Source organism: Actinomycetota bacterium, assembly GCA_040905475.1.
Lineage (GTDB): Bacteria > Actinomycetota > AC-67 > AC-67 > AC-67 > DATFGK01.
Genome location: JBBDRM010000143.1, coordinates 1,293 through 19,292, shown reverse-complemented (window position 1 = coordinate 19,292; position 18,000 = coordinate 1,293). Strand labels below are relative to the sequence as shown.

General features: G+C 67.5%; 19 protein-coding genes. 5 read left to right on the top strand and 14 right to left on the bottom strand.

Features of this window, described 5'->3' with window-relative positions:
- The 3 genes from WEB06_18145 to WEB06_18135 form a co-directional block, all read left to right on the top strand.
- Window positions 1–910 (top strand): amidophosphoribosyltransferase (locus tag WEB06_18145; GenBank protein MEX2557538.1); only part of this gene is annotated, 910 nt, incomplete at its 5' end.
- 21 nt (window positions 911–931) lie between these two features.
- Window positions 932–1,981, top strand: coding sequence for a phosphoribosylformylglycinamidine cyclo-ligase (gene purM, locus WEB06_18140; GenBank protein ID MEX2557537.1), 1,050 nt, complete (start codon window positions 932–934; stop codon window positions 1,979–1,981).
- Window positions 1,962–3,635 (top strand): ATP-binding protein, encoded by a 1,674-nt coding sequence (locus WEB06_18135; GenBank protein MEX2557536.1) that lies wholly within the window; start codon window positions 1,962–1,964, stop codon window positions 3,633–3,635. The genes purM and WEB06_18135 overlap by 20 nt, the downstream gene beginning before the upstream one ends.
- On the opposite strand, the gene WEB06_18130 is transcribed toward WEB06_18135, so the two are convergent.
- From WEB06_18130 to WEB06_18100, 7 genes are all read right to left on the bottom strand, one after another.
- Window positions 3,579–4,916 (bottom strand): dihydrolipoamide acetyltransferase family protein, encoded by a 1,338-nt coding sequence (locus WEB06_18130; protein MEX2557535.1) that lies wholly within the window; start codon window positions 4,914–4,916, stop codon window positions 3,579–3,581. The two genes, WEB06_18135 and WEB06_18130, sit on opposite strands and share 57 nt — an antisense overlap.
- Window positions 4,917–4,963: 47 nt before the next feature.
- Window positions 4,964–5,938, bottom strand: a complete 975-nt coding sequence (locus WEB06_18125) for an alpha-ketoacid dehydrogenase subunit beta (protein ID MEX2557534.1) — start codon at window positions 5,936–5,938, stop codon at window positions 4,964–4,966.
- Window positions 5,939–7,051 carry a pyruvate dehydrogenase (acetyl-transferring) E1 component subunit alpha gene (gene pdhA / locus WEB06_18120; protein MEX2557533.1) on the bottom strand — a complete coding sequence of 371 codons (1,113 nt, stop codon included), beginning with the start codon at window positions 7,049–7,051 and terminating at the stop codon, window positions 5,939–5,941.
- Window positions 7,052–7,167: 116 nt separating this feature from the next.
- A complete protein-coding gene (locus WEB06_18115) occupies window positions 7,168–7,665 on the bottom strand; it encodes an ImmA/IrrE family metallo-endopeptidase (protein ID MEX2557532.1) in 498 nt (165 codons plus the stop codon).
- A 52-nt stretch (window positions 7,666–7,717) separates the two neighbouring features.
- Window positions 7,718–8,755 (bottom strand): Glu/Leu/Phe/Val dehydrogenase, encoded by a 1,038-nt coding sequence (locus tag WEB06_18110; GenBank protein ID MEX2557531.1) that lies wholly within the window; start codon window positions 8,753–8,755, stop codon window positions 7,718–7,720.
- 72 nt (window positions 8,756–8,827) lie between these two features.
- Window positions 8,828–9,004 carry a hypothetical protein gene (locus WEB06_18105; GenBank protein MEX2557530.1) on the bottom strand — a complete coding sequence of 59 codons (177 nt, stop codon included), beginning with the start codon at window positions 9,002–9,004 and terminating at the stop codon, window positions 8,828–8,830.
- A gap of 118 nt (window positions 9,005–9,122) precedes the next feature.
- Window positions 9,123–10,211 (bottom strand): TIGR00730 family Rossman fold protein, encoded by a 1,089-nt coding sequence (locus tag WEB06_18100; protein ID MEX2557529.1) that lies wholly within the window; start codon window positions 10,209–10,211, stop codon window positions 9,123–9,125.
- Between the two features lie 59 nt (window positions 10,212–10,270).
- Between WEB06_18100 and WEB06_18095 the strand changes: the two genes are divergently transcribed.
- Window positions 10,271–11,080: a hypothetical protein gene (locus tag WEB06_18095; GenBank protein ID MEX2557528.1), complete on the top strand. Its 810-nt coding sequence runs from the start codon at window positions 10,271–10,273 to the stop codon at window positions 11,078–11,080.
- A 307-nt stretch (window positions 11,081–11,387) separates the two neighbouring features.
- Window positions 11,388–11,591 (top strand): BldC family transcriptional regulator, encoded by a 204-nt coding sequence (locus WEB06_18090; GenBank protein MEX2557527.1) that lies wholly within the window; start codon window positions 11,388–11,390, stop codon window positions 11,589–11,591.
- Between the two features lie 97 nt (window positions 11,592–11,688).
- Here WEB06_18090 and WEB06_18085 read toward each other — a convergent pair whose 3' ends face one another.
- The 7 genes from WEB06_18085 to WEB06_18055 form a co-directional block, all read right to left on the bottom strand.
- On the bottom strand, window positions 11,689–13,086 hold the full coding sequence (locus tag WEB06_18085; GenBank protein MEX2557526.1) for an ABC transporter substrate-binding protein: 1,398 nt from the start codon (window positions 13,084–13,086) through the stop codon (window positions 11,689–11,691).
- Window positions 13,087–13,212: 126 nt separating this feature from the next.
- Complete coding sequence (locus WEB06_18080; protein MEX2557525.1) at window positions 13,213–14,445, bottom strand: hypothetical protein; 1,233 nt, start codon at window positions 14,443–14,445, stop codon at window positions 13,213–13,215.
- Window positions 14,442–15,290, bottom strand: a complete 849-nt coding sequence (locus tag WEB06_18075; GenBank protein ID MEX2557524.1) for an NAD(P)-dependent oxidoreductase — start codon at window positions 15,288–15,290, stop codon at window positions 14,442–14,444. Before WEB06_18075 ends, WEB06_18080 begins: the two co-directional genes overlap by 4 nt.
- Window positions 15,287–16,021, bottom strand: coding sequence for an SDR family oxidoreductase (locus tag WEB06_18070; GenBank protein ID MEX2557523.1), 735 nt, complete (start codon window positions 16,019–16,021; stop codon window positions 15,287–15,289). The genes WEB06_18075 and WEB06_18070 overlap by 4 nt, the downstream gene beginning before the upstream one ends.
- Complete coding sequence (locus tag WEB06_18065) at window positions 16,018–16,575, bottom strand: nuclear transport factor 2 family protein (protein ID MEX2557522.1); 558 nt, start codon at window positions 16,573–16,575, stop codon at window positions 16,018–16,020. The genes WEB06_18070 and WEB06_18065 overlap by 4 nt, the downstream gene beginning before the upstream one ends.
- Complete coding sequence (locus tag WEB06_18060; GenBank protein MEX2557521.1) at window positions 16,572–16,769, bottom strand: ferredoxin; 198 nt, start codon at window positions 16,767–16,769, stop codon at window positions 16,572–16,574. The genes WEB06_18065 and WEB06_18060 overlap by 4 nt, the downstream gene beginning before the upstream one ends.
- Window positions 16,766–18,000: cytochrome P450 (locus tag WEB06_18055; GenBank protein MEX2557520.1), on the bottom strand; the 1,235-nt coding region annotated here is incomplete at its 5' end. The genes WEB06_18060 and WEB06_18055, both read right to left, overlap by 4 nt.

Below are 18,000 nucleotides of genomic sequence, written 5' to 3'. Positions count from 1 at the left end.
CTCGTTCGTGATCATGGACGAGAAGACCGTCTACGGCGTCCGCGACCCCTACGGCGTCCGGCCGCTGGTGATCGGGCGGCTCCCGTCGGGCGGCTGGGTGATCACCAGCGAGACCTGCGCGCTGGACATCGTCGGCGCTTCGTACGTCCGCGACGTCGAGCCCGGCGAGATCGTCGCCATCGACGAGCGCGGGCTCCGCAGCCGCGTGTACGCGAAGCCACAGTCCAAGCTCTGCATCTTCGAATACGTCTACCTCGCGCGGCCCGACAGCCTGATGTACGACCGCAGCGTCCACGAGGTTCGCCGCGAGCTCGGCCGGCTGCTCGCCGTGGAATCCCCCGCCGGCGCGGATCTGGTGATCGGCGTCCCCGATACCGGGCCGGTCGCCGCGGCCGGCTTCGCCGAGGCGAGCGGCATCCCGTACGGCGAGGGCATCGTGAAGAACCGTTACGTCGGACGCACCTTCATCCAGCCGACGCAGACGATCCGCCAGCTCGGCATCAAGCTCAAGCTCAACCCGCTGCCGTCGGCGATCAAGGACAAGCGGCTCGTCGTCGTCGACGACTCGATCGTGCGCGGGAACACGACGCAGCAGATCGTTCGCATGCTCCGCGAAGCCGGCGCGCGTGAGGTCCATCTGCGGATCACGAGCCCGCCGATCCGCTGGCCGTGCTTCTACGGCATCGACATGGCCACCAAGGCCGAGCTCGTCGCCACCGACCTCGCCGTCGATGAGATCCGCTCCTACATCGGCGCCGATTCGCTCGCCTATCTTTCGCTCGCCGGTCTGGTACGGGCCACCGGCAACTCCGCCGACAAGTTCTGCCGAGCGTGCTTCGACGGCATCTACCCCGTTCCGATCCCCGAGGACGCCGATCAGCAGAAGTTCGTGCTCGAAGAGCACATCTGAACGGGTGCGAGGAGTCGCGCCGTGACGCCGTCCTCCTACCGATCCTCCGGAGTCGACATCGAGGCGGGCGACCGCGCCGTCGAGCTCATGCGCGGCCACGTTTCGTCGACGCATCGCGCCGAGGTGCTCGGCGACATCGGCGGCTTCGCCGGAGCGTTCTCCGCGCGCTTCACCGGCATCGAGGATCCGGTGTTGCTCAGCGCGGCCGACGGGGTCGGCACCAAGCTCCTGATCGCGCAAACGCTCGACCGCCACGACACGGTCGGTATCGATCTGGTCGCGATGGTCGTCGACGATCTGGTCTGTCACGGCGCCGAGCCGCTGTTCCTGCTCGACTACATCGCATGCGGGAAGCTCGTTCCCGAGCGCATCGAGCGGATCGTCTCCGGGATCGCGAAGGGATGTCGCGAAGCCGGCTGTGCGTTGCTCGGCGGTGAGACGGCCGAGCATCCCGGCGTGATGGAACCAGACCTCTACGACCTCGCCGCGTTCGGGGTAGGCGTCGCCGGTCGCGGCGCGATGTGGGGCCCCGAGCGCGTGCGAGAAGGCGACGTCGTCATCGGTCTCGCGTCGAGCGGCCTCCATTCGAACGGCTTCTCACTTGTGCGCCGTCTCATCCTCGAGCACGACCTGCCGCTCGACGAGGGGATCCCCGAACTCGGCGGTTACACGCTCGGAGAAGAACTCCTCACCCCGACCCGGGTGTACGCCCCGGCGATGCTCGCCCTCGAGCGCGAGGACGGGCTCGAAGTGCACGCAGCCGCGCACATAACGGGGGGAGGGATCGAAGGGAACCTTGCTCGCGTTCTTCCCGAGGGTCTCGAGGCGACGATCGACCCTGCCGCCTGGCCGGTGCCCGCGATCTTCCCATACCTGGCCGAAACGGGACGGATACCCGAACGAGAGATGCGGGAAGCCTTCAATCTCGGCCTCGGTATGACGATGGTAGTAACCGAGAGGGACGCCGCGACTGCCGTGAGATCGCTTGGGGAGCGAGGCATCGGGGCGCATCTCATCGGTTCGATCCATCGGGGCAACGGAGGGGTCGTACGTGAGGAGCGCTCCACGTGAGAGCGGCGCCGGGCCAGAAACGGCGGGGGGAGCGCCGGGTCTTGTAACCGAAGCCGACGCGCGCACGCGTTCATCCCACCTGCGCGCCGTCCTCCCCGACGAGCGGCTCAACTCGCTGGAAGATGTCGAGCGCGGACGCGCGCATCTCTGGTCCGTCACGTTCATCCTTCTCTTCGGGCTGTCCACCGCAACCGTCATCGTCTCGTACTGGCGCGAGAGCCTCCCGCAGTCGATCGCCCAGGTGCTCGACTTCGGTGCGATCCGCTTCATCTTCCTCGCCTTGTCGCTCGCGTTCGTGCTCCACGTGATCGATCGCGAGCGCCGCTTCAAGCAGGTCACGCACGCGCTCATCGACGCACGCGCCCGCTCGCTCGCCCTCGAGGACCGGTTGCGCGACGTCTCGGCGCTGCAGCAGGTGCTCGTCGCACTGAACTCATCGCTCGAGATGGAACAGGTCCTCGAGATCATCCTGCGCCAGTCTTCGCGTCTGCTCAGCGCGACCGAGGGCGCGGTGCTCCTCGTCGATCGCGAGCGCGGCGTCCAGACGATCGCATCGGCGATCCCCGAAGGGATGGCCGGTGAGTTCGCCATCGGCGAGGACCTGCCCGGCACCGTCGCGCGCACGCGTCTCGCGACGCTCGCCGCCGGGCCCGAGGAGGTAGCGCGCTTCCCGTGGGTCGCCGGCCGCGACCTCTCGACCAGCATGTGCGCGCCGCTCGTCGCCGACGGCGAGCTGATCGGCACGCTCATCCTGTCCGCCGGCAGGGACCGGCGCTTCGGCGAGTACGACCTCCGGCTGCTGATGCTCTTCGCCGAGCAGGCCGCGGTCGCGATCTCCAACGCGCAGGCCTACAAGCGCGAGCGCGAGAGCGTCTCGCGGCTCGCCGACCTCGACCGGCTCAAGACCGACTTCGTCGCCACGGTCACCCACGAGCTCAAGACGCCGCTCACGTCGCTGCTCGGCTATGCGCAGATCCTCCGCAAGCGCGCGACCGAGCTGAAGCCCGAGCAGCGGGAGGAGTTCTTCTCGATCATGGCCCGTCAGGGCGAGCGCATCCTCCGCCTCATCGAGGAGCTCCTGCAGTCGAGCCGTCTCGAGGCCGGCGCGCCGAAGCTGCGTCGCGAACCGCTGGACATGAAGGCGATCGCCCGCGAGCTCGAGAGGGAGCTCTCCAGCATGTCGCGGAGCCACGACCTGGAGTTCACGGTCCCCGACAAGGACCTCGGCCTCTTCGGCGACGCGACCGCGATCGAGCACATCCTCACCAACCTCCTCGAGAACGCGATCAAGTACTCGAAGCCCGACACGACGATCCGCTTCAGCGTCGAGGAGCTGGGCAACGAGGTGCACATCAAGATCGCCGACGAGGGTCAAGGCATCGAGCCGGAGGATCTGCCGTTCATCTTCGAGCGGTTCCGCCAGGCGCCGGGCAACAACAAGGCCCGGAACTCCGTGGGGCTCGGGCTCTATATCGTTCGGAGCCTCGTCAACGCGCACGGCGGCCGGGTCTGGGCGGACTCGAAGCTCGAGCAAGGGACCACGTTCACGGTCGCACTGCCGCGACGCAACGGAAACGAGGGGCCCGACGGCGCCGCGCTACAGGACGCCGAACAGACGGGCCGGCTTCTCGATCAGGTCACCGAGGTACCGTAGGAAACGACCCGCCTCGGCCCCGTCGATGATGCGGTGATCGAAGGAAAGCGCCAGCGTCATCACGTCCCGAACCGCGATCTGATCGCCCACTACCCACGGTCGCTTCGTGATCGCGCCCGTCGCGAGGATCGCCGCCTCCGGGAAGTTGATGATCGGCGTTCCGGATTCCATCCCGAACGAACCGACGTTGGTGATCGTGATCGTCGAGCCCGACAGCTCCGCCGGGGTGATCGTTCCGTCGCGTGCCGCGCCGGCCACGCGCGCGATCTCGCGCGCGGTGTCGAACACCGATAGCTGATCCGCGTCGCGCACGACGGGGACGAGCAGCCCGCGGTCGGTGTCGGTCGCGATCCCGATGTGGTAGAAGCGCTTCACTACGATCTCGTTGCGTTCGCCGTCCCAGGACGAGTTGATCAGCGGGTGCTTCCGCAGCGCCGCCACGAGCGCCTTCATCAGAACCGGCAGCGGCGAGATCTTTCCGCCCTCCGCCTCAGGTGAGGCGGTGAGGTCGGCGCGCAGACGCATCAACTCGGTCGCGTCGAGCTGGAGCCACTCGGTGACGTGCGGGATCTCCGAGTAGGAACGGACCAAGCGCTCGGCGATCGTGCGCCGGATCGAGCGCACCGGGATCCGCTCCTCGAGCGGACCCTCCGTCGTCGAGCCTCGCCGCTGCACCGGCTCGAGCTTCGTCACGGAGGCGACCGCGGCGGGCTGCCCGGCACCCCGGCCTTCGGACGCGGCCACGACGTCCTCGCGGGTGACTCGCCCATCCTTGCCCGATCCGCCGACGCCGTCGATGTCGACACCCAGCTCCTTGGCGAGCTTGCGGACCGGCGGGGTCGCCAGCGCCTTGGCCGGCACGCTCCGCGACGGCTCAGGCTCGGGTTCCGGCTGGGGTTCGGGCTCCGGCTCGACTTCGACGTCGCCTTGTTCGGCGCGGCCGATCTTGCGACGGCGGCGGCGACGCGAAGCCCCTTCGTCGGGTCCGTAGCCGACGAGCACCTCACGGCGCTTCCCGGCCTCGGGGGCGTCGGAGGAGGTCTTGAACGACACGAGCGGCGCGCCGACCTTCACGCGCTCGCCGACATCGCCGTGGAGCTTGTCGACGACGCCCGCGTACGGCGAGGGGATCTGCACCAGCGCTTTCTCGGTCTCGACTTCGACGAGCGGCTGGTTCAGCTCGACCTCTTCGCCCTCCTTGACGAGCCAGGAGACGATCTCGGCTTCCTCCAACCCTTCGCCGAGATCGGGAAGCTTGAACTGGCGCACCTCGTCGGCCATCTATCCTCCATCGGGGGCTATCGCATAGCTGCTTGAGCCCCCGAACCCTAGTAGTTCAGCACCTTATCCACGGCGTCCAGAACCCGGTCGAGATCGGGCAGGTGCACGTCCTCGAGCTTCGCCGGCGGGTAGGGGATGTCGAAGCCACCAACCCGGATCACCGGCGCCTGAAGGGACAGGAAGTCATCTTCCATGATCCGCGCGGCGATCTCACCGCCGAATCCGCCCGTCACCTGCGCCTCGTGCACCACGACGGCCCGCCCGGTCTTGCGCACGCTCGCCATGATCGTGTCGAGATCGAGGGGCACCAGGGTGCGCAGGTCGATCAGCTCGATCGACACGCCGTCGGCAGCCGCCTCCTCGACCGCTTCCTGGCAGGTGCGAACCGACGGCCCATAGGTGATCAGCGTCACGTCGGTTCCTTCGTTGCGGATCGCCGCCTTCCCGATCGGGAGGCCGTTGGGCTTCAGATCGACGTCCTCGCGGATCCAGTAGCGGCGCTTCGGCTCCAGGAAGATCACCGGATCGGGATCCTCGATCGACCGGACGAGAAGCGAGAACGCGTCCGACGGCGTCGACGGCGTCACGACCTTGAGCCCCGCCGTGTGCGTGAAGTACGCCTCGAGGCTCTCGGAGTGATGCTCTACCGCGCCGATCCCGCCGCCGTACGGGATGCGAACCACGATCGGGAGCCGCATCCGGCCGCGAGACCGGAAGCCGTACTTCGCGAGGTGCGAGACGATCTGTTCGAACGCCGGGTAGGTGAAGCCGTCGAACTGCATCTCGCATACCGGCCGCAGCCCGTACATCGCCATCCCGATCGCGGAGCCGACGATCCCCGACTCGGCGAGCGGCGTGTCGAGGACGCGCTCCTCGCCGAACTCCTCTTGCAGCTTGTCGGTGATCCGGAACACGCCCCCGAGCTTGCCGACGTCTTCGCCGAGGATGATGACGTGCGGGTCGTTGCGCATGCTGTAGCGGAGCGCCTCATTGAGGGCGGCCGCCATCGTCACCTGCGGCATCTAGTCTCCCTCTTCATCGCGGCCGGCGAGCTCTTCGTACAGGAGCCACTCCTCGCGGCGAAGGATGTCGGAGGGCTCGCTGTAGACGAACTCGAACAGCTCGTGAGCGGGGCGAGGCCCTGCGCCGACGATCTCGGCGCGGATGTGGGTCGCGAGCTCCTTGGCTTCGTCGTCCACCTTCTGCTTGAACTCGTCGGTGATGATCCCCTCAAGCTCGAGGTATTTGGAGAATCTCGAGATAGGGTCCAGCGCTCCCCAGTGATCCATCTCGTCCTGCGTGCGGTATCGCGTCGGGTCGTCGGCGGTCGAGTGGGGCCCGATCCGGAACGTGACCGCCTCGATCAGCGTCGGGCCGTTGCCCTCGCGCGCGCGGCGCACCGCTTCCTGGGCCACCACATAGCAGGCCAGCACATCGTTCCCGTCGACGCGCACGCCGGGGAACCCGTAGCCGATCGCCTTGACGGCGATCGTCGGCGCAGCGGTCTGCTTCGAGAGCGGCAGCGAGATCGCGTACTGGTTGTTCTGGCAGAGGAACACCACAGGCGCCTGCCACACGCCGGCGAAGTTCATGGCCTCGTGGAAGTCTCCCTCCGATGTGGCGCCGTCGCCGAAGCATCCGAGCGCCACCGTTTTCGCGCCGTCCAGCTTGGCGGCGATCGCGAAGCCGGCGGCGTGGAGCGCCTGCGTCGCGATGGGGACGGAGTACATCGCGAAGCGGTGCTCTTTGGGATCCCACATCCCTCCGTGCCAGGTGCCTCGGAACAAGTGGAGGATGTCGACAGGATCGATCTTGCGCATCATCGCCAGCGCCATCTCGCGGTACGAGGGGAAGATCCAATCCCCCTCGTCGAGCGCGTAGCCGGTTCCCACCTGCGCCGCCTCTTGCCCGATGAGCGGCGTGTAGACGCCGAGCTCTCCTTGGCGCTGGAGATTCGTCCCCTCGAGGTCGGCGCGCCGGGCGAGCGCCATGTAGCGATAGATCTCGAGGAGATCGTCCTTCTTCAGATCCGCCTCGTAACCGGTATCGGGAACGAGCGTGCCGTCGGGCTTGAGGAGCTGGATGGTTTCGGTGGGAACGGACGAGGGGTCGACGATCCCTCGGCGGCCCTCCATCGGTTCCCTCCTTCCGGCGGGGTCGCCGCCGTCATGGCTCGCGTGTTCCGCGGGATCGCCGCGGTCCCATCCCATGGTCACCGACCGTCGCGAACCCCGTCAACGGAGTTGTTCTTTCACATCCTGCCCAGAACCTCGCCGCGCAACAGTCCGAGCTGGCGGAGACGTTTCTCCATCTCCTGGCGCCCGACGCGGAAGGTACGCGCCGTCTCCTCGATGTCGATCTGGCCGTTGAGGTCCTTGACCGCCTTCGCGACGAGCCCCTCGGGCATCAGGAGCTCCGCCGCGAATTGGTCGGCTTCGTGTTCGAGCTCGTTCTTCTCCCACTGGACCTGTCGCGGGATCGGCTCGCCGCCGTGGAGCACGTGGTGGCCGATCTCGTGCGCGAGGCGCCAGCGCTCGCGGGCCGTCGGGGCGCGCTCCTGTCGCTTCAACCGCGTCCGGCCACGACCGGACCGTGTCAGTGCATCCCAGACGTCCGTGGAGAGGTGCCAGGGCCGCTCGTGGTGCAAGCGCAGGTAGGCGAGCACCCGCTCGAGGTCGACGGGGGCCTCTTTGATGCTCGACTGCTTGAGCACCTGTTTCGCGCGTTTGGTGATCAACTCTTGCTCCATCGGAGGCTCACTGTACCGGAGGGATTCGCGCCGCCCAAAGGCCGGACCACCGTCAGCATGCGCGTGCCGCGCGGATGCGGTCGCCGGCGATCCGATCGGCGGCGGTGGCCGTCGAGATGCCTTCCGAGCGCGCACGGGCGAAGACCGAGTGCAGGCGGCCGGCGATCGCGGCGGCCTTACCGAGCGCGCGCTGCTCGTCGTAGCCGTGCAGCTCGTCCTCGACGTTGATCAGACCGCCCGCGTTGATGACGTAGTCGGGCGCGTAGAGGATCCCGGCTTCGGTGAGTGCCTCGCCGTGCTCGGGACGCTCGAGCTGGTTGTTCGCGGCACCGGCGATCGCGCGGGTCTTCAGCGCCGGCAGCGATGCGTCGTTTACGACGGCGCCGAGTGCGCACGGGGCCAGGATGTCGCACGGCACCGCGAGGATCTCGTCGGGCGAAACGACGTCCGCGCCGGTTTCTGCCGCGAGCGCGGAGACCGCCGCCGCGTCGACGTCGGCGATCGTCAGCTGCGCGCCGTCCTCGGCGAGGTGCCGAACCAAGCCGGAGCCGACCTTCCCGATCCCTTGCACCGCGACATGCTTCCCCGCGAGCGACGGATCGCCCCACAGCTCCTCGGCGACCGCCTTCATGCCGTGCCACACGCCGTACGCGGTTACGCGCGACGGGTCACCCGAGCCCGAGGTCGTGCCGGTGACGAAGCGCGTCGCCTCCGCGATCACGTCCATGTCGGCGGAGGTCGTTCCGACATCCGCGGTCGTGACGTACGCCCCGCCGAGCCGTTCCACGGCTCTCCCGTACGCGCGCAGCAGCTCGGGGGTCTTGTCCGAACGCGGGTCGCCGATCACGACGGCCTTCCCGCCGCCGAGATCGAGCCCGGCCGCCGACGCCTTGTACGCCATCGCCTTCGCCAGGCGCAGCACGTCGCGTAGGGCCGCTTCCTCGGACGAGAAGGGATAGAAGCGGGTTCCGCCGAGCGCCGGGCCGAGCGCCGTCGAGTACACGGCGATGATCGAGCGAAGCCCGGACGAAGCATCGTGCGCGTAGCTGACGGTCTCGTACTCGCCGGCGAACAGCTCGAAAACACCCATCGGCTGCTCAGTCTACCGGCGTCGCGCAAAGCGAACGGCCGCCCCTTGTGGGCGGCCGCGGCTTCCAACACCTCAGAACGAGACGGTACGCAACATCAGCACTTCGTCGTCGGGCGCCGCTCCGGACGCGCCGTCGACGGGAAGCTCGATGCCCCAGTCGTCTTCCGCCTCGATCCCCGGATTCGCTGCAAAGAAGGCCATCTGTAGCCAGATCGCAGCGGCGTCGGGATTCATCTTTTCGATCTTCATGTGGCCTCCCCGGGTCTCCCAGCGGTCAACGATACTCGCCTGCACGACGATGTGAAGGGCTTTTGCAGCGTTACTTCGGAGTAAGTTGGCGCCCGCTTGAGAAACGGCTGGCCGGTCGTTACCGGGCGGTAGCGTTACCGGCCGGTAGCTCCGCCTCGGGCGGTACCGGCAGCTCATTCAGACGATCGATGAGCATCCGCAACCGTCCGAAACGCATCCGGTCGAACCAAAGAGCGATACGCGGCAGATCGACGGCGTCGTCGTCTTTGATCTCCTCGGGCGAGGCCTCGACGGGTTCGATCGTGCCCTGCCTGATGATGTCGGCGAACTCCTCGGTGAGCCGCTTCAGCGTTTCGTCGTCCGGCATCGTCTTGAGCCGGAACACCAGCCGCCCGTTCACGAACCGTTGTGAGTGGTAGACGCGGTAGAAGCGCTCGATCTCGGCGACGGCCTCGTTGATGTCGTCGGTCTTCATGTAGAGGTGATCGTCCTCGGGGGAGACGAATCCGGTAGCGATCAGTTCGTCGTGGATCCACGCGTCGAACTTCGTCCAGAACTTTCCACCAGGCGGGTCCAGCAGCACGATCGGGTGAAGGTCGCTCTTCCCCGTCTGGATCAGCGTCAACAGCTCGAACGTTTCGTCCAGCGTGCCGAAACCGCCGGGACAGAGCACGAACGCGTCCGCCTCTTTGATGAACATCAGCTTCCGCGTGAAGAAGTATTTGAAGTTGATGAGCTTCGGGTCCTCGGCGATGAACGGGTTCGGCGCGGCTTCGAACGGCAGCCGGATGTTGACGCCGAACGACCGCTCACTCCCGGCCCCTTCCTGAGCGCCTTCCATCACGCCGGGCCCGGCCCCGGTCACGACCATCCAACCGCGGGACACGATCTCTTCGGCGAACTCCCGAGCGGCCACGTACTCAGGATCGGTCGGGGCGGAGCGCGCCGACCCGAAGATGGTGACCTTGCGTTCGTGCCGGTAAGGCGCGAAAACCCGGAACGCGTAGCGCATCTCCTTGAGCGCAGAGTTCACGATCTTTCGATCCAGGCGGCCGACGTCGTCCCGGGAGAGGCGCAGCGCCGTGGCGATGATCTCGAACGCAAGGTCGGGATCGCGGGCGCCGTACTCGGCGATGAGGGCGCGGATACGCTCGTCGATCTCGGAATCCCCGGTCGAGTACGCGCGTCTGCGTTTCTGAGGAGGCACGACGCGAGTCTACTTTCTCCGCGGTCCGGCCGGTGTCCGGGTCTATAATCCGGCTTGCGATGGTCCCTGCGGCGACGCTCAAGGTGTTCGAGCCGCTCAGCGGGTTCGACAACGACGAGCGCGCGTACTGGGAGAGCTACGCCGCCGGCGACGGCGCACCGCCCCCTCGTACCGTCCTCCTCGATCGCGAGAATGGGCTCAACGGCGCCACCGCCACCTTGGTCGCCGAGCGCGAGCACGGCGACCTGGTCGAGCGGCGCGGGGTCGTGTTCGTCTGTCCTCATCGCACCAAGCTGCGGCTGCTGGCGTCGATCTTGGAATTCCGCAGGTCGATCCCCGCCGAGGTCGTTCGGGCCTTCATGCCTGAGGACGAGGTCGAGCGCGCCGCCGAGGGGATCGAATCGTTGCGGAGCGCGCATCCCGACTGGCGCAACCACATCCTCGAGAGTTCGTGGGAAGTCCCGCTCCACTGGTTCGCCGCCTTCGACGACGCTGAGCGTCAAGTGATCCGGCACCCGGACGGCTCGCTCGGTTTGCGGTACGAGACGATCCTCCGCGCTGCGCGCGGACGTTGCGCCCGGGCTCTCGAGATCGTCCGCGACACCCTTCCGAATCCCTCGGTGGTCGCTCCGCTCGCCGGCCTCAGTCGCTGGCTCGAGGACTTCGACGACGTCGGTCTCCTCGCGCTCGATTACGCGGACGTGGCGCGGCTGATCCCCGACGAGCTCTTGGAGGAAGATCGGACTTGTCGCGACATCTGGACCGCCGTCCGGGCGCTCTCCGAGGGCGACGGAGACCGCGCCACGGCTTACTACATGGCGGCTGTGGAGCGTTGGTCGACCGTTCGCCGGAGGGAAAGCTGGAACTAAGGCGAGCACTCCCAGCGCGCTGACCTGGGGAAACGCCGGTTCACGTTCGGCTGTGGGAAAGCCGGGAAGGAACACCCGTGACAAAAGGTACGGCTCGTCGTTTATGGTGAAGGAGCTTGAAAACCCGGGTGAGAGGGCCCTTCGGCCCATAAGGACTAACTCATCGTTCGCTCTCAAGTACCACTGGAAATGCTCCGAAAAGACTATAGCGACCGGGTGGAGCAGGGACGACAATCAGGGTCGCAGGCAAGAAATGGGACATCTGGGGCCACGCACAGGCTTGACCCCAAGGTAAGGAGGAACAGGGATGAAGCGGGATCAGTCGTCGGGCGAGACGCTGCTTACCCCCGCCGAGGTTGCTGCGCTCTTCCGTGTGGACCCGAAGACGGTCACGCGGTGGGCGAAGGCCGGGAAGCTCTCTTCGATCCGGACCCTGGGCGGCCACCGCCGCTACCGGGAATCCGAGGTCATGAGCCTCCTCGAAGGCGTAGCTCCTCAGCGGCGCAGCTAATACAGATCCGAAATGTGAGCAGGGCCGGGACGCCGGCCCGACACAAGCAAGCAAGGGCGGCCATCGGCCGCCCTTGAACATTGTTCGGATCGACCTCTTACGTGTTGACGAGTCCGCCCATGTTGCAGATGAAGCCGCTCGCAGGATCTTTCCGGACGAACTTCCCGCCCTTGATCTCCAGGTAAAGGAAGCACGGGGAGATCAACTTCGCGCCGATATCGTTCGCCACGTGCAGGCCGTTGGCGTCCCAGGAGTGCACGTTCTTCACGCCCGCGAGGAACGACTTCCGGGTGATCTTGGCTCCGACATCTTGGTGGACCTTCGCGAACAGCCGTCCTGCCGACCAAGCGTAGAAGCCGAAGAAGTCGGGAAGCGCGCCCGGCGCCACGCGATCGAGCCACTGCGCGTAGATCTGCATCTCGGGGTTCGACGAGACTTCCTCGTAGATCCCAGTGGTGAGGAAGACCAGCGAGCCCTCGGCCGGCGCGCCGACGGTCAGGAATTTCTGGCTGTAGGCCACCGAGTCGAAGTCGCGGACCTGCGGGAACCAATCCGCCTGATCCATGGCCTGGAGGAGCTTCTGGATGCTCTGATAGTTCGCGACCATGTTCACGTACTGGATGCCGTCGTCGCGCATGCGCTGGACGATCGGCCCGTAGTTCGCCTCGAGCACCTGAACCTCATAGAACTTGAACTGGAAACCGACGCTCGTGTACGCCTTGGCGCGCTGCTGGGCGTTCGCCTTCGTAACCCCGGCGTTCAGGTAGAGCATAGCGGCGTGCTTGATGGCCTCGGGATACTTCGACTTGATGTAGTTCGCGGTCCCGATCGCCAGTTTGTCGGGACGCTGCGGGAAGGCGGGGTAGACGTTTTTCGCGAGCTGGCGCGCTGCGTTCACGGTGATCGCGCTGATGTCGGGTATCCCGCACTGCTCGCCGGCTTTGGCGCCTCCGCCGTCGAACGCCGACATCGAGCCGACGAGCGCGAACGCCTTCGTGCACGCGTCCTGCACGGCGGCCTGGTTCTCGGTGTCCCGCGCCTGCGTATCCTGGAGGATCAGCTTCACGGAGCGCCCGTAGAGGCCGCCCTGACTGTTCACCATCGCCGCCCAAGCAGACATCGCTTGGTGCGTCGACTTGAACAATCCGGGCTGCACTCCGGAGATGTCGGACGCGACGGCCAGCGTGATCGAGTTCGCGGTGACCCCGGTGTCCGTGGCGCCGCCGTTGCCGCCGGGAGGGACCACGGCACCGGGACCGGTCGTTGCACCGGGGCCGGTCGTTGCACCGGGACCGGTCGTCGCGCCCGGACCGGTCGTCGCGCCGGGGCCGACGGTCGCGCCCGGTCCTGCCGGTCCGACGGCGACGCCGCCACGACCGAGCGACCGGATCCCCGCCAGTCGTTCCGCGTCGGTCAATCGCGCGCCGCACGCGGCGACGACCAGAAGCAACGGCGCTACGAGCGCCGCCGTGCGGGATCGCGTCGCGTGTCTCAAAGCCCTGGTTTCCCTGGTTCGGCTCTCACCCTAGACCTCCCGCATTTCGGCGGCTCGGGGCCGATGACCTGCTTGGCCGCTAGAGACGGATCCGTTTCGCGGAGATGACGCCGAATGGGGCTTTCCTTAGTCGTTCGGTGGAGCAAACCTGAAGGTCGCGCCGGTGCTGAACGATGCGACCAGCACCTCTTTCGCTTCGTCCGGGGGCTCGGCGCTCGGATCGATCCGCACCTTCCACGCTGCGACCGCGCCCGCCGGTGCGTCGGTACGGCTCACGCCGGCTCGCCGATCCACGGCTCGTACCGCCGCCTCGAGCGGGCCACTCTCGCCGCGCGCGAGCAGGGCAGCCCAGGTGAGCTCGTCGCCCTCGTCGAGCGCCGGGCACGGCCGGAGGGTCAGCGTCGGCTCCTCGCCGGTCTCCACGCGAAGATCGACATAGGCGCGTGGGTGGAACATCGGATGGAGATCAAGGACGCGCGCCACGTCCTGCGGGCCGCCGGTCGTGCCGAGCACTCGTGCCAGACGCTTCGCTGCCAGCCCGGCGATCCCGGTCGCCTGGTGCGCGCCCAGCCGGAGCGCCGACTCATTCCCGAAGCGCTGCTCGACCGCGCGCATATACGAGCGCGCCAAGAGCTGCCCTTGCAGCGCGAGCTCGTCGAGGATCCGCACGAGCGTCGGTTGCGAGAACTCGTCGAGCTTCAGATCCGGATCCATCTCGCGGGCGTAGTCGGTGAAGCCGCCGGGTTCTGACGCATGCTCGGGGGTGACGAGCTCGATGGCCGCGGCCTTCGAGGTCGCGAGCCAGCGCGCGCCCTCGGGTTCGGACAGCGACTCGGCTGCGGGGTCGATCTCTACCGTCCAGTTGCAGTGGGGGAGGCGATCGGCGGGGATCCGCGGCGGCCGATGGACGGGCCGCATCCGCGCCCGCGGGTTGGTCGCCGAGGCCGTCGCGTCGAACGTCGGATCCTCGATGTGGTGACACATGGTCACCACGAACTCGGGCCCGAGGGGCTCGACGTCCATCAGCGCGCCGCACGAGGCGAGCGAGAACTCGCCGTGGTCCCGGTCGTGCACCGTGAAGCGGAAGTCCATGAACTGGTGCGGCGCACCGATGTCGAACTGCATCCCCTTGAAGATCGTGGCCACGTCGTCGCCCTCGAAGCCGAGCGCACGCCTCATCCGTCGCGTGTACACGGGGCTCGCCGCCATCCACTCGTCGATGGCGATGTCGCGCATCGCGTCGCGGCCGAACTCGGCGATGACGTAGGGCATGCCGGCGCGGTCGATCAGATGTCCCGCCAGCAGGTACTCGCGCGCGAGCTCCGCCAGCTGCGTGCGGGTCAGCTTCTCGAAGCTCACGGCACGCTCCCCGGCTCGAGCCCGAGGCCCTTCGCGAACCGCTCGAGCGCCAGCGCGGTGAAGGGGAGGTCGACGCCGAGCTCGCGCCCGAGCTCGAGCGCCAGCGCCAGGTCCTTCTCGCCGAGGTCGCGGGTGTGGGACAGGATCGCGAACAGGGGGTCGTCCCCCGCGAGCGGCGCGGTCGTCGAGCGGAGCATGATCGCGCCGGGCCCGCCGGTGACGCGGTCCGAATGCCGGACCACGTTTGCCAACGCGAGCAGGTCGATCCCGGCCGCTTCGGCGAGCCGTTGCGCTTCCGAGGCCGCGCCGTACGCCGCGAATTGGAGCAGGTTGCGGGCAAGCTTGGCGCGGGTTCCTGCGCCGACCGGGCCGACGTGGACGATCAGGCTCGCCCAGCGACCGAACGGCTCGCGGCACCGTTCGACCGCCTCTGCAGGGCCGCCGATCATGACGGCGAGGCTCGCCCCGGCGGCGCCGATGAACCCGCCGGCGACGGGCGCGTCCACGACGGTCACGCGTGTGCGGGCCGCCAGCTCGGCCAGGTGCTCGGCTGTGCCGGCCCGGATCGTCGAGTGCAGGGCGACGATCGTCCCGGCGCGCGCGGTCGTCAGGATCCCCCCGACCACCTCGCGGACCTGATCGTCGTCGCGGACCATCACCGAGATCACGTCGACGCTCTTCGCGACCTCGGCCGGGTCGGCCGCGACCTTCGCGCCCTTCTCCGCGAAGGATGCGGTCGCCTCGGGCCTGACGTCGCACACCACCAGACCGCCCGGGTTGTCGACCAGGTGCGCGGCCATCGGGCCGCCGATCTGGCCGAGGCCGATGAATCCGACGGCGCTCATGAGCGGATGATCTGGCCGCCGTCGACGTTGAAGATCTGACCGGTGATCCAGGACGCCTCGTCGGAGAGCAGGAACAGACAGAGGCCGACCAGATCGGCCGGCGTCCCTTGCCGCTTGAGCGGAAGCCTGCTCACCATGTCGTCGATGATCCCTGCCGGCATCGAGCGCGTGGCCTCGGTGTCGATCGGGCCCGGCGCGATCGCGTTGACCCGGATGTTGGCGTGCCCGAGCTCGGTCGCGAGCTGCTGCGTGAGGCCGTTGATCCCGACCTTCGCGAGCCCGTAGTAGCCGCCGTAGAGCCACGCCGCGGTGGAGGATTGGTTGACGATCGCGCCTCCGCCGCGCTCGGCCATCGCCTTCCAGCACGCGCGTGCGCAGAGCAGCGCGCCGTTCATGTTCACCCCCATGAAGCGCTGGTAGTAGTCCCACTCGATGAGGAGCAGCGTGCTGAGCTTCATGCCGCCGTAGATCGCCGCGTTGTTGATCAGGAAGTCGATCCCGCCGAACCGGTCGATGGTTGCTGCGGCGAGTGCCTGCGTCGACGCCTCGTCGGAGACGTCGGTACGGACGAACAACCCGCCGAGGTCGCTCGCGACCTTCTCGCCCCGCTCGGCGTCGACGTCCGCGACCACGACGTTCGTGCCGTCCGCTGCGAGCGCGCGGGCATACGCCTCGCCGATGCCGCCGGCCGCGCCGGTCACGATCGCGACCTTGCCGTCGAATCGGGTCACGGCACCTCCCAGAGTCCGACCGGCGCCTCGCCGATCTTGTAATGGCATTTCAGGTCGCCTGCCGCCACGCGCTCCATGCGCTTCGTCATCCCCTCCGAAAGCGTGCCGTCCTTGATCATCTCGACGAACAGATGCGCGGCGTTGCCGAAGTCGAAGAAGTCGCGCTGCCACGACCACTGCTGGTTGCCGGCGTAGCGGAACCAGCTCCCGCCGAGCCCGGCGACCATGTACGGGCTTCCGTCGGCGCGCTTCGCGTCGGCGACCTGCTGCCACAACCCGATCACCTGCGCCTTGCGCTCATCGATCAGGATCTCCTGGTACGGATAGGTCCAGCCGTCGAGCCCGCCCATCTCGATGCCAAGCGCGACGTCGCGGATCTGATCGCGGCCGACGGCCATGAACTCGCCCTTCGGGCCGAGGTTCCAGCCGTAGGTCGCGTCCTGGGTGAACAGGTCTGCCAGCGGCCGCCAGTCGCCGATCTGCTCACAGTGACGGTTCGTGTCGATCCAGCGTTGCACCATCTCTTCGAGCTCTTCCCGCGGATAGCCGGTCATCGGTCCTCCACGATCTTCAGGGCGTGTGTCGGGCAGAACTTCACGGCCATCTCCACCTTGGCGCGCATCTCCTCCGGCGGCGTCTGATCCCTCACCGTAACCTGACCCTTCTTCGCGACCGAGAACACCTCGGGCGCCTCGGACTCGCAGACGCCGTGTCCTTGGCAGAGGTCGAGATCGACCACGATCCTCACGCTCGTCCCTCCCGGACCCGGTAGCGAGCGGCGCACGGCTGCTGCAGCTGCACCACCATCTTCGAGTGGTCGTTGCGGTAGGTGTCGGGCGGCTGCGCCAACTCGAAGACCCATCCGCGGAGCAGCACCGAGAAGATCGCTTTCAGCTGCATGACCGCGAATGCCGCGCCGACGCAGCGGTGCTTGCCGGCGCCGAAGGGGATCCACGTCCACGGATTGCTCAGGTCCTCGCGCCTCGGCTCCAGGTAACGGGAAGGAACGAACGACTCGGGCTCGGGGAAGTCATCGGCGATCCTGTTGGAGATCGCCGGCGAGGATGCCACCAGCTTCCCGGCCTCTATGTGGAAGCCGCCGACCTCCATCGGCTGCTTCGCCACACGCAGGAGCAAGATCAACGGCGGGTGCAGGCGCAGCGCTTCCTTGATCGCCGACTCGAGTCGCGGCATCTCGCGTAGCGCCTGGTAGCTGACCTCGGGGTTGTCCGCGTAGAGCTCGTCCAATTCTCCTACGATCGCCTTCATCTCTTCGGGGTGCTTCAGCAGCTCGATCAGCGTCCACGCGGCGGTTCCCGACGTGGTGTGGTGACCGGCGAACATCATCGAGATGAAGATCCCGGTGATCTCGTCGGCGGTGAAGCGCGGCGCTTCGCCGTCGCCCGGCACCGATATCAGCACGTCGAGCAGGTCGCGATCCTCGTCGGTCGACGGCGGGCCGGCTCTGCGCGCAGCCATGATCTCCTCGACCAGCTCCACGAGCCCGGCGCGCGCGGCGTCGCGGCGCCGGAAGCTTTCGATCGGCGCGTATGGATCGACGTAGGCCAGCGCGTCGGTTCCGCGCTCGAGGTCGTGGTAGAGGTCGGCGAACCGGCGGTCGAGCTGATCGCGGAACTTCTTGCCGATCAGGCAAGACGACGACGTGTAGATCGTGAGCTCGGCGAAGAAATCGAGAAGGTCGATGTCGCCCTTGGTCTCCCAAGCCGACACCATGGCCTCGACCTCGGTTGCGATCTTCTGCGCGTGCCCGCGCATGTATCGATCCTTGAGCGATTGGTTGTGGAGCATCTCCGCGCGCCGCTCCGGCGGAGCGTCGAACACGACTCCCTTGCCGAAGATCGGTGTCATGAACGGGTAGGCCTCCGCCTGGTTGAGCTCCTCCTCGGACGCGCGGAAGAACGTCTCGTTCGGCTCGGCTCCCGACAGGAGCACGACCCGCCGGTCGGCGAGCAGGAACT

Excerpts from the sequence above, each read along its gene's own strand:
- WEB06_18090 (MEX2557527.1), top strand. The coding sequence starts at position 11,388 with ATGAAGCGGGATCAGTCGTCGGGCGAGACGCTGCTTACCCCCGCCGAG.
- WEB06_18125 (MEX2557534.1), bottom strand. The coding sequence starts at position 5,938 with ATGCCGCAGGTGACGATGGCGGCCGCCCTCAATGAGGCGCTCCGCTAC.
- pdhA (MEX2557533.1), bottom strand. The coding sequence starts at position 7,051 with ATGGAGGGCCGCCGAGGGATCGTCGACCCCTCGTCCGTTCCCACCGAA.
- WEB06_18110 (MEX2557531.1), bottom strand. The coding sequence starts at position 8,755 with ATGGGTGTTTTCGAGCTGTTCGCCGGCGAGTACGAGACCGTCAGCTAC.
- WEB06_18075 (MEX2557524.1), bottom strand. The coding sequence starts at position 15,290 with ATGAGCGCCGTCGGATTCATCGGCCTCGGCCAGATCGGCGGCCCGATG.
- WEB06_18105 (MEX2557530.1), bottom strand. The coding sequence starts at position 9,004 with ATGAAGATCGAAAAGATGAATCCCGACGCCGCTGCGATCTGGCTACAG.
- WEB06_18115 (MEX2557532.1), bottom strand. The coding sequence starts at position 7,665 with ATGGAGCAAGAGTTGATCACCAAACGCGCGAAACAGGTGCTCAAGCAG.
- WEB06_18130 (MEX2557535.1), bottom strand. The coding sequence starts at position 4,916 with ATGGCCGACGAGGTGCGCCAGTTCAAGCTTCCCGATCTCGGCGAAGGG.
- WEB06_18065 (MEX2557522.1), bottom strand. The coding sequence starts at position 16,575 with ATGACCGGCTATCCGCGGGAAGAGCTCGAAGAGATGGTGCAACGCTGG.
- WEB06_18095 (MEX2557528.1), top strand. The coding sequence starts at position 10,271 with ATGGTCCCTGCGGCGACGCTCAAGGTGTTCGAGCCGCTCAGCGGGTTC.